This is a genomic window from Thermosulfuriphilus sp. (genome assembly GCF_054026695.1).
This window is the reverse complement of record NZ_JBPMLP010000001.1, coordinates 46,911-62,980: the sequence shown is the minus strand read 5'-3', so window position 1 is coordinate 62,980 and position 16,070 is coordinate 46,911. Positions and strand designations below refer to the sequence as shown.

The 16,070-nt window shown below is 52.9% G+C and carries 14 protein-coding genes; 8 read left to right on the top strand and 6 right to left on the bottom strand.

Annotation, left to right across the window (positions count from 1 at the left end; all coding sequences use genetic code 11):
• The first annotated feature begins 44 nt into the window (after positions 1–44).
• Both lepA and lepB read left to right on the top strand, forming a co-directional pair.
• Positions 45–1,847 (top strand): translation elongation factor 4, encoded by a 1,803-nt coding sequence (gene lepA, locus ACXJJX_RS00290; protein ID WP_456430754.1) that lies wholly within the window; start codon positions 45–47, stop codon positions 1,845–1,847.
• Positions 1,847–2,482 carry a signal peptidase I gene (lepB, locus tag ACXJJX_RS00285; RefSeq protein ID WP_456430753.1) on the top strand — a complete coding sequence of 212 codons (636 nt, stop codon included), beginning with the start codon at positions 1,847–1,849 and terminating at the stop codon, positions 2,480–2,482. Before lepA ends, lepB begins: the two co-directional genes overlap by 1 nt.
• Here lepB and ACXJJX_RS00280 read toward each other — a convergent pair.
• The 5 genes from ACXJJX_RS00280 to ACXJJX_RS00260 are packed head-to-tail and all read right to left on the bottom strand — an operon-like array spanning position 2,472 to position 8,228.
• On the bottom strand, positions 2,472–5,243 hold the full coding sequence (locus ACXJJX_RS00280; protein WP_456430752.1) for a PocR ligand-binding domain-containing protein: 2,772 nt from the start codon (positions 5,241–5,243) through the stop codon (positions 2,472–2,474). The genes lepB and ACXJJX_RS00280 overlap by 11 nt on opposite strands.
• Entirely contained in the window at positions 5,230–5,610 is a 381-nt protein-coding gene (gene queF, locus ACXJJX_RS00275) for a preQ(1) synthase (protein WP_456430751.1), read from the bottom strand. The genes ACXJJX_RS00280 and queF overlap by 14 nt, the downstream gene beginning before the upstream one ends.
• Before the next feature lie 2 nt (positions 5,611–5,612).
• Positions 5,613–6,185, bottom strand: a complete 573-nt coding sequence (gene thpR, locus ACXJJX_RS00270; protein WP_456430750.1) for an RNA 2',3'-cyclic phosphodiesterase — start codon at positions 6,183–6,185, stop codon at positions 5,613–5,615.
• Positions 6,142–7,419, bottom strand: a complete 1,278-nt coding sequence (locus ACXJJX_RS00265) for a competence/damage-inducible protein A (RefSeq protein WP_456430749.1) — start codon at positions 7,417–7,419, stop codon at positions 6,142–6,144. The genes thpR and ACXJJX_RS00265 overlap by 44 nt, the downstream gene beginning before the upstream one ends.
• Before the next feature lie 47 nt (positions 7,420–7,466).
• Positions 7,467–8,228, bottom strand: coding sequence for an ATP-binding protein (locus ACXJJX_RS00260; RefSeq protein WP_456430748.1), 762 nt, complete (start codon positions 8,226–8,228; stop codon positions 7,467–7,469).
• Between the two features lie 192 nt (positions 8,229–8,420).
• On the opposite strand from ACXJJX_RS00260, the gene gatB reads away from it, so the two are divergent.
• From gatB to ACXJJX_RS00230, 6 genes are read left to right on the top strand one after another with little or no spacing between them, the layout of a single operon-like run.
• Positions 8,421–9,899, top strand: coding sequence for an Asp-tRNA(Asn)/Glu-tRNA(Gln) amidotransferase subunit GatB (gene gatB, locus ACXJJX_RS00255; protein ID WP_456430791.1), 1,479 nt, complete (start codon positions 8,421–8,423; stop codon positions 9,897–9,899).
• The gene (gene mtnA / locus ACXJJX_RS00250) at positions 9,896–10,960 is read left to right on the top strand and encodes an S-methyl-5-thioribose-1-phosphate isomerase (protein ID WP_456430747.1); all 1,065 of its coding nucleotides are present in this window, start codon (positions 9,896–9,898) and stop codon (positions 10,958–10,960) included. The genes gatB and mtnA overlap by 4 nt, the downstream gene beginning before the upstream one ends.
• Complete coding sequence (locus tag ACXJJX_RS00245; RefSeq protein ID WP_456430746.1) at positions 10,961–11,965, top strand: rod shape-determining protein; 1,005 nt, start codon at positions 10,961–10,963, stop codon at positions 11,963–11,965.
• An 8-nt stretch (positions 11,966–11,973) separates the two neighbouring features.
• Positions 11,974–12,747 (top strand): inositol monophosphatase family protein, encoded by a 774-nt coding sequence (locus ACXJJX_RS00240; protein ID WP_456430745.1) that lies wholly within the window; start codon positions 11,974–11,976, stop codon positions 12,745–12,747.
• A complete protein-coding gene (locus tag ACXJJX_RS00235) occupies positions 12,744–13,235 on the top strand; it encodes an NUDIX domain-containing protein (RefSeq protein ID WP_456430744.1) in 492 nt (163 codons plus the stop codon). Before ACXJJX_RS00240 ends, ACXJJX_RS00235 begins: the two co-directional genes overlap by 4 nt.
• Entirely contained in the window at positions 13,168–14,088 is a 921-nt protein-coding gene (locus tag ACXJJX_RS00230; RefSeq protein ID WP_456430743.1) for a GGDEF domain-containing response regulator, read from the top strand. The genes ACXJJX_RS00235 and ACXJJX_RS00230 overlap by 68 nt, the downstream gene beginning before the upstream one ends.
• Here ACXJJX_RS00230 and ACXJJX_RS00225 read toward each other — a convergent pair.
• Complete coding sequence (locus ACXJJX_RS00225; protein WP_456430742.1) at positions 14,066–16,069, bottom strand: ribonuclease catalytic domain-containing protein; 2,004 nt, start codon at positions 16,067–16,069, stop codon at positions 14,066–14,068. The two genes, ACXJJX_RS00230 and ACXJJX_RS00225, sit on opposite strands and share 23 nt — an antisense overlap.
• Position 16,070 lies beyond the last annotated feature (1 nt).

The window sequence follows — 16,070 nt, the reverse complement described above, 5'->3', positions numbered from 1 at the left end:
CCGGAGCCGAAAAATTCATTAGGCCCCTTGAGAAAAAAACAAAAATGACCAAGATAGATCCAAAACTCATCCGGAACTTCAGCATCATCGCCCACGTGGACCACGGAAAATCCACCCTGGCCGACCGTTTGCTCGAGGCCACCGGTACTGTCTCGGCCCGAGAGATGAGAGAACAGTTTCTGGACCGGATGGATCTGGAACGAGAGCGGGGAATTACTATCAAGGCCCAGACGGTTCGTCTGACCTATCGGGCCAAAGATGGCAACACCTACCTCCTCAACCTCATTGACACCCCGGGTCATGTCGACTTTGTCTATGAGGTCTCCCGAAGTCTGGCCGCTTGTGAGGGAGCCCTCCTCGTGGTTGATGCCTCCCAGGGGGTGGAGGCTCAAACCTTAGCCAATGTCTATCTGGCCTTAGAAAACGATCTAGAGATCATCCCCGTCTTAAACAAGATAGACCTCCCTCAGGCCGATCCTGAGCGGGTCAAAAGGGAAATTGAAGAGATCATCGGGCTTGATGCCAGTGAGGCAATTTTGGCCAGCGCCAAAGAAGGTATTGGTACCGAGGAAATCTTGGAGGCCATCGTCCAAAAAATTCCACCCCCCAAGGGCCACCCTGAAGCCCCTTTAAGGGCCCTCATCTTTGATTCTTGGTTTGATCCCTACCTTGGAGTAGTGGTCCTGATTAGGGTCGTTGATGGTCAGATACGCAAGGGGCAAAGGATTAAGATGATGTCCACGGGTAAGACATTTGAGGTCACTAAGGTAGGCCTCTTTGCCCCTCATCCAGTAGAGGTGGAAAGTCTGGGAATTGGTGAAGTGGGCTTTTTTGCGGCTAGTATCAAGGAAGTTCGGGATACCCGAATCGGCGATACTATAACCGAAGCCGAACGCCCGGCAGAGACTCCCCTGCCCGGTTTCCGAGAGGTAAAGCCCATGGTCTTCTGCGGCCTGTTCCCTGTAGAGACCGCTCAGTATGAGGCCCTTAGAGAAGCGATGGAAAAGCTCTGGCTCAATGATCCGGCCTTCTCTTATGAGCCAGAGACCTCTGAGGCCCTTGGTTTTGGTTTCCGTTGCGGCTTTTTGGGACTCCTCCATATGGAAATCGTCCAGGAACGCCTGGAGAGAGAGTTCGGCCTAAATCTCATCAGCACTGCCCCTGCTGTCCGCTACCGAATAATCCTTAACTCTGGAGAAGAAATCTATGTGGATAACCCAGCCAAGTTTCCTCCCCGAGACCGGATTCTCCAGATCGAAGAACCTTACATAAGGGCTGACATTTACATTCCCAAGGAGTATATCGGTCCTGTGGTCAAACTGTGCGAGGAAAAAAGGGGCGAACAAAAAGAGATGCGTTACATATCTGAGGGTCGGGTCCTTTTGATCTATGAACTTCCATTTTCTGAGGTCGTCCTTGACTTTTACGACCGCCTGAAGAGTGTCTCCCGGGGATATGCCTCTCTGGATTATGAACCCATCGGTTATCGTCCGTCAGATCTCGTCAAACTGGATATTTACATCAACAAACAACCAGTGGATGCCCTTTCGGCTATCGTCCACCGAGACAAAGCCTATTACCGAGGTCGGGAGCTGGCTGCCAAGCTAAAGGAGGTCATCCCCCGTCAGCTCTTCGAGGTGATCATCCAGGCCGCCATAGGAAGCCGGGTCATCGCCAGAGAAAGAATACCCCCTCTCCGCAAAAATGTTACTGCTAAATGTTATGGAGGAGACATCACCCGAAAGAGAAAACTCCTGGAAAAGCAAAAAGAGGGTAAAAAACGGATGAAGCAGTTCGGTCGGGTAGAAATACCCCAAGAGGCCTTTCTGGCCGTGCTCAAGATCTGATGGAGGTTATCTTGGCCAAGCAGAAGAAGGATTTCGTCCAAACCTTGCGGGAATATGCCCAGGCCATCCTTCTGGCCCTCATTCTGGCCCTTTTCATCCGGACCTTTATCGTCCAGGCCTTTAAGATCCCTTCAGGATCCATGATCCCTACGCTTCTGGTCGGAGATCACATCCTGGTCAATAAGTTTATCTATGGAGTAAAAAACCCCCTGACCCGAGAGACCTGGATCTCCTTTAAAAAACCTAAAAGAGGAGACGTGATTGTCTTTATCTACCCTCTTGACCGCCATAAAGACTTCATCAAACGGGTCATTGGGGTAGGAGGAGATGTAGTCGAGATCGTCAACAAAAGGGTCTATGTAAACGGTAAACCTCTTGAGGAACCTTACGTTATCCATACCGACCCGAAAATAATCCCCGGAGAAATCCAACCTCGAGACAATATGCCCCCGGTTAAAGTCCCGGCAGGTTATCTCTTTGTTATGGGAGACAACCGTGATCAGAGCTATGACAGCCGTTTTTGGGGCTTTGTCCCCCTAAAAGACGTCAAAGGGAAGGCCTTTATAATCTACTGGTCTTGGGATAAGAATCACTTCCGCATCCGCTGGCGCCGCATCGGTCATCTCATCCACTAGCTCCTTTGAGAACCTCCCGCACCTTTAGGGAGAGGGCCTCCAGAGTGATGGGTTTGGTCAGACACTCCTCTTCTCGAACTCCGTAGCGGGAAAGAAGCTCTCCTGCATAGCCGGAAATATAAATGATCTTTATTTCTGGCCGGATCTTACGGGCCCTGACCGCCAGCTCCGGCCCGCTCATCTGAGGCATCACCACATCGGAGATTAAGAGGTCAAAGACCTCTTTCTTAAGGATGTTAAGGGCCTCCTTGGAAGAAAGAGTGAACTTTATCTGATAGCCCAAAGATTCCAGCATCTCGGACAGTATCTGGCAGACTGACTCCTCATCGTCCACCACCAGGACCCGACCAGAAGATGCCACCGGAGAGGAGACTTTCTGAATGCCGGGCTTTTTGGGCCTGGCCCTGGTTCTTGGAAAATAAATGGAAAAGACTGTCCCCTTTTTCTTTTCCGAGGAGACCTCGATGAAGCCACCATGTTGGCTGACAATGCTGTGGGCAATGGCCAACCCAAGGCCGCTTCCCTGACCGACTTCCTTAGTAGTAAAGAAGGGTTCAAAGATTAAAGGCAGAAGGTGTTTGGGAATCCCGGAGCCAGTATCCTCAAAAGAAAGGACCACATATTGCCCTCCAGGGAAAGACCGACCTGAACCGATTTTTTGATTGCCGGTCCGAATAGTAAGCACCCCTCCTTGAGGCATGGCATCCCGAGCGTTGACCACCAAATTGAGGATAACCTGCTGGATTTTAACCCGGTCTCCCTTGATAGACCAAAGCTCAGGGGAGAGGTCCAGACAGAGTTCAACATCTTCTCCTATCAGTCTGGTAAGCATCTGGGCCATCTCTTTAAGGAGCCTATTCAAATCAAGAACTTCAAACTGGGGTTGCTGACGCCGTCCGAAGGCCAGAAGCTGTTGGACCAACTCTGCTCCCCGTTTACAGGTCTTGATTATCTCCTCGGCCCGACGCCTTAAGGGGCCCTCTTCCTCCAGAAGGAGGAGTTCGGCTTGGCCCATAATCCCCATAAGCAGGTTGTTAAAATCATGGGCAATGCCGCCGGCCAGTCGTCCTAGGCCTTCCATCTTTTGGAGCTGAAGCAGATTATCCTGAAGGAGACGATCCTCTGTGATGTCCTCAATGACCGAGACAACCTCTCCAGTGCCCTCTACCGGACAGTGATGGCTCCGATAGTAACGAATCCCCTTGGTGGTTCTGACCTCAAATTCAAGGTCAGTGATCTCTTGTTTGGACCTAGCCTGACGGACCTTCTTGAGGAGACGGCGTCCGATCTGAGAACCGAAGAGTTTATCTAGCCTTTTGCCTAAAGAGGCCGAGACGAGAAACTTCGGCGGATCCTCGGCACTCCACTCGATGAGGCGGTCGTTTTCATCGATCCGGAAGATGGTGTAAGGGATGGCCCGCAAAAGGGCCCTCATCCGATTAAGGTTTGTCTCCAGAGCCCGATGATAACGATTGCGTTCCTCCTCCCGCCTTAAGGCCTCTACCAGAATGGTGGCCAACTCCACGCTTTGATTATCAGGTTTAAGGGGAATTTGAAACCAGAGAAGGCCGATAGGACGTCCCTTTAGGCTCACTCCTGCAAGAACATAAAAATCCGGATCTCGAGCCACTATCTCTATGGGATGGTCGCCCCTGAACCTGAACTCCAGAAGCCCAGGGGGCAGGGTGACCTCTGCGGGCTCGGAAAAATAAGGCTTCAGGGCCTCCCCTTCCAAACGCAGATATCCCCCAGAGCGGGCCTTAAGGAGGTCAAGGGCCGTATTTACAATTAGGGCCACGTTTTCTTCAAAGGTTGGCCCTAGAGAAAGAAGACAGGAATTTATCTTTCTTAAGGCCCGACGCCACTGTTCCTCGGTGGTAACATCATAGAAGGTGTTGACCACCCAGGTCTCACCACTTAGATCAGGAAAGGGCACTCCTAAGCTGACGAACTCCCGATCCTTAATCTTAAGGTTTACCAATCGGGCCTGGCTTCCCCCAAGAATGTCTTTTACAAAGCACCAGGGACAGGGCTCATCCAGTCCGAAGAAAAGCCGGTAACACTTCTCCCCCTCCAAGTCCTTATCTTCAAGAAGTCTCTTCAGGGCCTGATTGGCATAGGTAATCCGCCATTGCCGGTTAATGGAGTAGATGGGATTGCGAAGGTGATCAAAGATACGGAAAAGGGCACTCCGGCCTTGCTCCAGGACCAACTTCTGATGCCGGATTCTTTCTTCCTGTCTGAGGGCAGAGTAAGCCAAGGAGGAAATATAGGAGGCCAGCTCCTGCTGAAGGGCCAGAATATGGTGGAAGCGCTCTTCAGGAATAATGGGCACTTCCCTTAAGGCAGAAAGATATTCCTCCTCCGAGACCCCGTATCTGGCGGCCTGGATCTTGGCCAGTTCTTCGTAGTCAGGAGGTTTTACAAAGATTTGACCACAACCAACAAATCCCAGGCATTGATCCCCAACAATTATAGGGGCTGTGCCGTCATAGAGGTAGTTATGACATTGACGGATAATAATTCCTTTGGCCTGCAAACTATCCCGGCCTAGATTCCTGGCAAATTCCTGGCAGCGTCTTCGATCTCCGGGACTTTGGTGGTGAAACTTACGACAGAGACGAGAATAATTGATGGAAGTAAGATAGGTGCCGGCAGCATCAAGAAGGACCACAGCTACCCCCGTGGCCCGGGCAAAGGTCTCTAAGATCCTTTTGACCGGCCCCAGGGGGAGAAGGTTATCTAGCTTAAGTTGGTTCATTCGCCATTTTACTGTCCACCGTGATTACGGTGTGGACATTTCCTCGAGGATGAAAATCAGCTATTACCTTAAGATAGCGAGGCTTAAGAAGCTCATAAAGATCCGAGTAAATTTTATTAGTTGCCGCCTCATGAGAGATGTATTCATTACGATAGCGGTTGAGATAGAGTTTAAGGCTCTTGAGTTCCACAATCAGGCGGTCGGGAACGTACGTTATCTTAATGGTAGCAAAATCTGGATAGCCTGAACGGGGACAAAGGCAGGTGAATTCTGGAAAGGTTATTTCAATGGTGTAGTCCCGTTCGGGAAAAGGATTTTCCCAAGGTTCAAGTCGGGCCTTCAAGATAGCCTCTTCTCCGTATTTCATGGTTAATTTTGGCCCCTTTCTTTCAAAGGAAAACGCCTTATAGGAGTATAATAAGCTCCATTTGGCCGCAGATCACTACGATAAAGGACTATTTCCCTTACCTCAAAGGACGGTGTTTTCAAGCCCTTAAAAGAGGCTAGTCTCTTGAGGAGGCTAGCCAGGCCTCTATTTGACTTCAAGCGTCCTAAGGTAAGATGAGGACTGAAGGGCCGTTTTTCTGGCCGAAAACCCAGGGGAGCCACAAGACGATCAAGCCCTTCTTTAAGGGCTTTCAGACGGTCAAGATCTCCACTGACTCCTGCCCAGATGACCCGAGGGCGTCCCCCGGGCGGAAAAAAGCCGAGGCCCTCGGCCTGAAGGGAAAAGACATCCCCCAGATCTTCCCTTTCCAGGGCCTCGATAAGATAACCAAGGCGACGTTCTTCAAGGGATCCAAAGAACCAGAGGGTAAGATGGATACTTTCAGGCCGCACCCAACGGACATCGGCCGCAAGGTCCTTGAGTTCCTCAATCAAGTGGGCCAAGACTTCTTTAACCGAGGTGGGCAGAGGGATAGCCAGGAATGTCCTCACCATAGGCCAAGTGTCGCCTCAACCAGTCAAGGGCTGTCTCCGAGGTAATAAGCTGGATCATATGCCTAGTGCCGGAAAACTGGAAACGTTGGACTTTGACTCTCTCCCTTTGGGCCAAGGCGATAAAGACCGTTCCTACCGGCTTCTGAGGGCTTCCGCCACTTGGGCCGGCAATGCCGGTCACTGAAAGGGCATAATCTACTCCGGAGATGGCCAGCATCCCTCGGGCCATAGCCGCAGCCGTCTCTCGGGAAACCGCACCCCTGGAGTCGATGATCTCCTTGGGAACCTTAAGAATCTCCACCTTGGCCTCGTTGCTATAGGTTACCACTCCTCGATCAAACCAAGCCGAAGAACCTGGAACCCGGGTAAAACGAGAGGCAATAAGGCCTCCAGTACAGGATTCAGCCACCGCTACCCGGGCAGACCGATGCCGAAGAAGCCTTCCGACTACTGATTCCAAAGTCTCCTGTCCCTCACCAAAGACAAAAGGCCCCAGGGCCTCCCTAACTTTAATGGTAGCTTCCTCAAGTAGATCCCCGGCAGAGACCTCATCTCTGGCCAGACTGGTAAGGGTAATGTGGACTTCCGGAAAGACGGGATAGTAGCCGACCTTAAGACCTTGTAGCCCCCGAGCAATTTCTTCAAGCCTTAGATTGACTTCAGTCTCCTGGAGGCCAAAGACCTTGAGAACCCTCTGACGGATAGAAACCCTCTGGGGAATAAAACGTCTCAGTCGAGGAATGACCTCCCTTTCAAAAAGATCCTCTAACTGGCGGGGGACACCCGGGAGGAAAAAGACAGGCTTTTCTCCTTCTACAAGAAGGTAGCCAGCAGCCCAACCCTCTCGATCAAGAACCTCGGCCCCTTCCGGTAAAAGGGCCAGTTTTTTATGGCTGGGCAAGACCTGCCGACCAAGCTCCTCAAGCCTGGCCTCCACCCGAGACATAATCTCCGGGAAGAAATGAAGCCGTCTTGAAAGAGCCTCGGCCACGGCCTCATTGGTGATATCGTCGGTCGTCGGCCCCAACCCTCCAGAGACAATAACAAAACTGGCTCGAGAAAGGGCCTTCTTTAAGGCCTCCTTGATCTCCTGGGGGCTGTCTCCAATGGTCAGGATCCGAACTACCGGATAGCCAAGGTCAAAAAGACGCCGGGCCAGATAAAAACTGGTGGTATTGGTCACCCGCCCTGAGATGAGCTCGTCTCCAATGGCGATTATCTCCCCTTGGACCATGTTTCCTTTTTAGCCCAGATGGGTTCCGGCGTCAAAAGGATTGGAGGCTAAGTCTTGAGCAGGAAGTCAAAAAGGCGATAGGCCTCTTTGAGAATCTTGCTTTTTTGAGGAAGCTCAAACACAGGCCGTCTTTCTACCTCGAATTGGAACACCTCTTGGCTTTCGGGAAGGTAACCAGCAAACTCAAGCCCTGTCTCCTGGGCTGTCTTTTCTATCTGTTCAATCAGGCCCCGGGGCACCGACTCCGGGGCCCGGTTGACGATGAGGACCTTTCGACCCACCTCAAGCCCCAAAGGTCCGGTCAGTTTAGCGATCCGGCCGGCGGTCATTACCCCTCGAGACGAGGGGTCAGAGACTACCAAGAGATAGTCAACCCGGCGCATGTTAAGACGGGAGAGATGCTCCATACCGGCCTCATTATCCACTACCAAATAACGATAGTTCTTGGCCACTCCCTCCATAACCTGGGCCAAAAAGGCATTAGCCGCGCAATAACACCCCGGGCCCTCCGGTTGCCCCATTACCAGAAGATCAAAACCCGAGGCCTCGATAAGGGCCTCGTGGACCTTGAGCTCCATAAACTGATCCTTGGTCATCCCTGTGGGCACCGAAGTTTTCATCTCATCTTTTATCTCTCCCAGGGTGATCTGGACCTCAAGGCCCAGAAGTTCATTCAGGTTGGCATTGGCATCGGCATCTACGGCCAGAATCGGCCTAGAACCCTTTTCTAAAAGATATCTGATAGCCAAGGCAGCCACCGTAGTCTTACCAGTCCCTCCTTTTCCGGCCAGAGCAATTGTCTTTGCCACCAGCAGTTCCTCCTTAGGAAGAAATACTTTCCAACCCTCAAAAGACCAAAGTAGGATTGGCTTCGAAGAATAGCTCTAATTCTAAATAGAATTAAAATTTTTTCATCTCCTCAGCAGGACTTGTCCCATAAGGCTTTGCTCTGCTAGAGAGATTTATGGAGGATTGGTTGACTTGCCCGAGGGAGGAGAATAATATCGGGCTCTTGGCTTAAGCCAACATGTCTTTTCAAGGAGCATTTTATGGAATTTGAACCGGTAATCGGCCTTGAAGTCCACGCCCAGTTGACCACTGCCAGCAAGATCTTCTGCTCCTGTTCGACCACCTTTGGCGCCCCTGCCAACAGCCATGTCTGCCCGGTGTGTCTAGGAATGCCTGGGGTTTTACCGGTTTTAAACAAAAAGGTGGTCGAGTTTGCCATGAGGTTGGCCTTAGCCACTAACGCAAAAATTGCCCCTCTGTCTGTCTTTGCCCGAAAGAACTACTTCTATCCTGACCTCCCCAAGGGTTACCAGATCTCCCAATACGAACTTCCTTTGGCCGAAAAAGGCTATCTAGAGATCGAGGTCGACGGAGTCCGAAAGCAGATCGGGATCACCCGTATCCATATGGAAGAAGATGCCGGCAAGCTCATCCATGACGAGACTAGACCGAAAAGCTATGTCGATTTCAACCGCACCGGGGTACCCCTACTAGAGATTGTCTCCGAGCCGGATATCCGAAGCCCGGAAGAGGCCGTGGCCTATCTCAAGAAACTCCGCGAGCTTGTCCGGTATCTTGAGATCTGCGACGGCAATATGGAAGAAGGAAGCCTCCGATGTGATGCCAATATCTCCTTAAGACCAAAAGGGTCCCAAGAGTTCGGTGTCAAGACCGAACTCAAAAATATGAACTCCTTTCGCCATGTCCAGAAGGCCCTGGAGTACGAAATCCGACGTCAGACAGCCCTTCTTCTCGATGGACAACCCATCGTCCAGGAAACCAGACTATTTGATCCGGCCAAGGGGATCACCGTTTCCATGCGGGGTAAGGAAGAGGCCCATGATTATCGCTATTTTCCGGATCCGGATCTGGTTCCGGTGGTTATTGAGGACTCTTGGATCGAAGAGGTCCGGAAAACCCTTCCGGAGCTTCCAGACGCCAAAAGAGAGCGTTTTGTTACCCAATATAGCCTTCGACCTTATGATGCCGAAGTCCTTACCAGTACCAAGGAATTGGCTGATTACTTTGAGTCGGTTTGTAAACTTTTCCCCAAGCCAAAGACAGTTTCCAACTGGATGATGACTGAATTTTTAAGGGAGCTTAATCGTGACGAACGTCAGATAGATGATTGCTTGGTAACTCCGGAGATGCTGGCCGAGCTCCTTAAGCTCATTGACGATGGGACCATCAGCCAGAAAATAGCCAAAGAGGTCTTTCTGGAGATGTACCAGACCGGCCAGTCAGCAGGGAAGATCGTCAAAGAGAAGGGACTTGTCCAGGTTACTGATGAGGCCGCTATTGAGGCCTTCTGTCGAGAAGTAATTGAGGCCTGCCCCAAGGAGGTCGCCAAGTATAAGGCTGGTAAAAAGAATGTCATCGGATTCTTGATTGGCCAGGTCATGCGCAAAAGCAAGGGCAAGGCCAATCCCAAAATGGTCAATCAAATCCTGACCCGTCTGTTAGAAGGATGAACCATCAGGGACTCTCTCTAGATATCATCACCCCTATTTCCTGGAAGGGCGACTATCTCCTGATGCTTGATCAGCGTCTCCTGCCAGCCAAGGAACGCTGGCTCAAGCTTCGGGCCCTCCGGGACGTCCACCGGGCCATAAAGGATATGGTCATTCGGGGAGCACCCGCCATAGGGATCGCCGCCGCTTTCGGAATGGTCTTGGCTGCTAAGGCCGCCGCCAAAAGACCAAAGGCCTTTTTCGATCATCTAGAAGAGGCCGCCTCCTTTCTGGCCACGGCCCGGCCTACAGCGGTAAACCTCTTCTGGGCCATCTCCAGAATGATGACCCTGGCTGCCAGTCACAAAGAGGCCCCAGTGGAAGAGGTCATAAGACAGCTTGAGGCCGAAGCCTTAGCCATTTGGCGTGAAGATGTCGCCGCTAATCGAGCTATGGGGCGGGCCGGAGCCGAGCTTATCGCCGATGAGGCCACCATCCTTACCCACTGTAACGCCGGGGCCTTGGCCACTGGTGGATATGGAACAGCCATTGGTGTCATCCGGGCAGCGGCAGAGGCGGGGAAAAAGATTCGCGTCTTTGCCGATGAGACCAGACCCTATCTTCAGGGAGCCCGGCTTACAGCCTGGGAGCTTAAGAAGGTAGGCCTTCCAGTGAGCGTGATTACTGACTCTACTGCTGGATACCTGATGGCCTTGGGGAAGATCAACGCTGTCGTTGTTGGGGCCGACCGTGTTGCTGCCAATGGAGACGTGGCCAACAAGATTGGTACCTATACCCTGGCTGTCTTGGCCCAAAGACACAGGATTCCCTTCTATGTGGCTGCTCCTCGTTCAACCATCGACCTTGAGACCCCCAACGGCCAGGCAATCCCGATCGAAAGACGAGGCCCGGAGGAGGTTCACTACTGCGGCCGACGCCGGATGACCCCCGAGGGGGTGGAAGCCCTCAATCTAGCCTTTGACGTCACCCCGGCCGAGCTTATTACGGCTATCATCACCGAGGTTGGAGTCCTGTGGCCCCCTTATGGCCCGGCCATCAGGGCGGCAATTGAAGGGGAATAGATGTTTGGCTTTTTTCGCAAAGGTATCGCTCTCGACCTGGGGACGGTCAACACCGCCGTCTGGGATACCAAAGAGGGCCTTATTCTGAGGGAGCCAAGCCTGGTAGCCCGGCATCGTGACACGGGTGAGATCCTGGCTGTAGGCCGCAAGGCCCGAAAATTCTGGGGCAAGACTCCCCCGGATATTGAGGTTATCAAGCCCCTTAAAGAGGGAGCCGTGGCCGATTATGAGGCCTGTCGGGCGATGATCAAGGAATTTTTAGAAACGGCTCGAGAGGCCGGGGCCAGCCTGCGCAAGGTACTGGTGGTGGCCTCACGATGCCTACGTCCGGTAGAGAAGAAGGCCCTCTGTCAGGTAATAGAGGAGGCCGGGGCCGGCCGATCCTTCGTGGTCGAAGAACCGGTTGCCGCCGCTGTAGGAGCGGGCCTGGATATCTTTGCCCGACGCTCCCAGATGGTTCTCTGTCTAGGAGGGGGGACTAGCCAGTTAGCTGTCTTTAGCGCTGGGGAGACCGTCTTTGAAGACTGCGTTCGTGTGGCCGGCAACAGTCTTACAGAGAGCATTATCACCCACCTCTGGCGCAAATACCGGCTCATGGTTGGGGAACCTACGGCCGAAGAGCTCAAGATCCGTTTAGCCTCTGCCTGGCCCCAAAACGAACCCCTCCTGGAGACGATCTCTGGAAAGGACTCAAGCGGCATTCCCAAGACCGCTGAGATCACCGAGGAAGACATCCGAGAGGCCATCAGAGGGGCCCTGGAAGATATCGCTCTTACGGTAGAGAATGCCTTCTCGGAGATGCCGGCCGGCTTCGCTCGAGAGGCAAAGGAGACCGGACTGCTCCTTGCTGGCGGCGGAGCCCTTATTCGGGGAATCAAGGATTTCTTCCAGAATCGACTGGGACTTGCAGTTACAGTGGCCCCTGATCCTCTGGAAGCCCCGGCCCGGGGAGGGGCCCTTATTCTTGAGAAAACCAAGGTCTATCGGGACTTTATCTACAAATGAAGGCTGTCTTGAAGCTTCTCCAAAAAGTTGCCCTTGAGGCTGGAGAGACCATCAGGAATCTCTACGAAAGACCCCACCAGGTAACCCACAAGGGAGAGATAGATCTGGTAACCGAGGCCGATCTCCGCTCAGAGGAGATCATCGTCAAGGGCCTAAAAGGCCATCTTCCCCACATCCCTATCTTGGCCGAAGAAAAGGTCAAAGAGGAGCCTGGGGAGGAATATCTTCTGGTAGATCCCCTGGATGGGACGACCAATTTTGCCCACGGTTTCCCCTGGTTTGCTGTCTCTTTAGCCTTTATGCGGGCCGGAAGTCCGGAGATAGGCGTTATCTACCACCCAATGATGGATGAGCTTTTCTGGGCCCAACGGGGCCAGGGAGCCTATCTCAATGGCCGCCGGATCAAGGTCTCCCGGATTAAAGAGCTTTCAGGGGCCCTCCTGGCTACCGGGTTTCCCTATGATGTCCACCAGAGACCAGAGGTGGTTATCGGAGCTTTCTCGGCCTTCATCATCAAGGCCCAGGGGATCCGACGGGCCGGAGCCGCAGCCCTGGATCTGGCCTATGTGGCCTGCGGGCGCTTTGACGGCTTCTGGGAGATTAAACTCAAGCCTTGGGATACAGCCGCAGGGATCCTCCTGGTGGAAGAAGCCGGAGGCCGGGTCTCCGACTTTCGTGGCCACTCCTATAGCCCCTACTGCCGAACTATCGTGGCCTCAAATAGTCTTATCCACCACCAGATGATAGACATAACCCGAAACTTTATCCCTGATGAGCCATGAGTCGCCAGAAGATGATTTGCCCTAAGTGTGGAGAAACCATAATCACCTACCGAAACCCCCTACCCACGGTGGACATCATCATAGAGCTCGGGGGTGGAGTTGTCCTTATAGAGAGGAAAAATCCCCCTTTTGGCTGGGCCCTTCCAGGGGGATTCGTGGATTACGGAGAAAGCTTGGAGGAGGCTGCTCGACGGGAGGCCCTAGAGGAGACTGGCTTGGAGGTTGAACTCATCTGTCAATTCCACACCTATTCTGACCCCCGGCGGGATCCCAGACAACACACAATCTCTACGGTCTTCGTGGCTCGAGCCCAGGGCATCCCTCAAGGAGGGGATGATGCCAAGCAAGCTCGGGTATTTTCCTTGACTGAGCTTCCCCAACCTCTGGTCTTTGATCATCAAGAAATATTGGAGGACTACCTTGCCTGGAGAAAAGGACATCGCCCTGGAGGAAAAAACATCCAAGGCAAAACTCCTTCTTGTCGATGATGAGGCCTCAATTCTTGCCCTCTTGGGCGAGTTTATTAAGCATCTGGGGCATCCTTATGAGACGGCCTCAGATGGACTGGAGGCCCTTAAGAAGCTTGAGAAAAAGGATTTTGATGTGGTCATTACCGACCTGATAATGCCTCGCCTTGATGGCCTCTCCTTGATCAAAGAGATCAAAAAACGTTGGCCAGACGTAGATGTCATTGTTATTACCGGCTACGGTCGAGACTTCCGCTACAGCGATGTGATCAAGGCCGGAGCCAGCGATTTCATCAACAAGCCCTTTGATCTAGACGAACTAGAGGCCAAACTGGCCCGGGTCCTCCGCGAAAGGGCCCTTTTAGCCGAACTCCAGCGACTCACCCGAGAGGATCCCCTCACTAGGCTCTACAATCGCCGTTTCTTCGAGGATAAACTTCGTGAGGAATGCCACCGGGCCTGGCGTCTGGGACATCCCCTCTACTTGATGATGATCGACATCGATCGTTTCAAAGAATACAATGATACCTATGGCCACCAGGCTGGAGACGCAGTACTTAAAGGGCTGGCTGAGGTAATTAAAAAATCTATCCGCCAGAACGTGGACTGGGGCTTTCGCTACGGAGGCGACGAGTTCTCCATCATTGTCACTAACGCCAGACGAGAAGAAGTCCGCAAGGTAGCCGAACGAATAAGGCGCCGCTACGAGGCCAAAGGCTTTGAACCCACCAGCATCTCCATCGGTATTGTTCCCTTCAGGCATCAGGGCAAAGAACCTCAGCCTCGAGACATAGATGAGCTCATCTTCCGGGCCGATGAGGCCCTCTATGAAGCCAAAAAGGCCGGAGGGGCTAAGATCGTCCTGGCTGGTTAGCTAAAGTGGCCTTGATGATATCCTCCCGGGCGTTGACCCGAACAATGGCCACCTCCACCTCCTGTCCGACCTCAAGACCCTGCCCAGGCCCCAAGGGAACATCAACCAGCAACATGGGCTCTAGCAACAATACCTGGGCCCGGCGCTGGCTAGAATCGACTACCAGACCGGCAAAAGGACGCCTCCGGTGGGCCTCAAGGTAGCGCAGGAGCCAGTAACGATGGCGACGATGCTTGATGGTGTTGACCACAGCAGTGGCCGCCTCCAGCCTCTGGGCCATCCTGGAAAGATCTTCCTCTCCAAAGGGGACCTCTCCGGCCAGGGCTCCTTTAAGCTGGTGTTGGACGATGAGGTCAACCATCCTTCTGATAGGGGAGGTCACGGTGGTATAGACAGCTAAACCAAGGCCATGATGGGGTTCAGCTACTGTAGAAAGGCTACCCCGGCTGATTGCCCGGCGCTGGATAAAGTTCTTAAGCAGATCCATCTCCGCACCGTGGATGAGACGTTCCCTGGGGGGCGGCTGACTCCGGAAAAGGGCCGGTGTCCCTGTCTCCTTGAGAAATCTGGCAGCCACGGAGTTGGCCAAAATCATCATCTCAGCCACCAAAAACCGGCTACCAGTAATCTCCAACCTCTCAAGGACTATCTCGCCGTCTTTAAGGCGGATGACTACCTCTGGGATGGGAAGCGGCAGGGCGCCAGCCTCAATCCGGCGTTCTCTCAGGACTTTGGCCAGCTGGTAAAGCCTCTCCCAGATGCTATCCTCTAGAATCTGATCAACCTGATCATAGACTAGGTTTTCCCGGATCCTCACCCAGGAAGGAACTATCCGATAAGAGATCAGATCTCCGGTGAGAGCAAGGACCATGATGAAGGAAACGGCTAGTTTATCCTGGCCAGCCTTAAGGCTCAGGGCCTCTTCAGAAAGGACCGTCGGCAACATGGGAATTTTGAGGTCTGGTAGATATATGGTCTGGGCCCGGTCAAGGGCCTCCTCAAAGACCAGAGATCCCGGAGGTACATAAGCAGCCACATCAGCAATATGCACCCCAATTTCGAGTTGACCCCCTGGAAGCTCTCGGAGATGCAGAGCATCGTCATAGTCAGTGGTTTCCTCCCCGTCGATAGTAAAGAGTTCCAACTGGCGAAGATCTTCCCGGTTGCCTACTTGGGGAGCCTGGGCCAGCCTTTGGGCCTCGGAGGCTACCTGGGGAGGAAATTCCGGCCGGACCTCATGGCGCAGAAGTTCCAGATTTTCGTGGATCTCAAAGACCCCGGCCTTGACTAAAAGTTCAAAGGCAGCCCCAGGGCGACTGAGGTCCGCCCGTTTAAGGAGATCCTTAGCCAGGGCGGCCTCTTTAGCCTCGTCACCTCTGAGACAATAATCCTTGAGGGTCTCAATGACGAAATCCCGGATCTCGACTGGAATCTCTTCCTCTCTTCCCTGCCAGAGGGCCTGAAGATAAAGGCTTCCCTGCTGAAGAAGTCTTATCCGCCGGGCCTCGGCCTCCCGACGTTCAATGATCTGGGAGACGACCTCGGCCGGATTGATAATGATCCGACCGTCCCGAAAACGAAAATAAATCTTGTCCTCCAAGATCGCCCTGATAAGAGCGGCCACTTGGTCATCTTCTGGTCCCTGACCGAAGTAAATTTCGGCCAACTCCTCGACTGAGGCCTCGTCCATCTCCCCGGAGACCAGCTCCCAGAGCATCGGAAGATCTATATCCCGGCTTAATTCCTCCCGACGCTGGTGACGTCTTGCCAGATGAACAATCACATCTGAGCGGCTTAAATTTTTAATGACCTCGCGAGAGAGATGAAGTAAACGGCTGCGGGGCAACAGGACCTCACGGCCCAAGTGGTTTATCAGACGCAGACGCCGATCCTTAAGACCAATCACCAGGGCCGTAAAGAAACGATTCTGGTCAAGATATTCGACAATCCGACCAACAGGGTCGGTTGGCAGATTTGACATT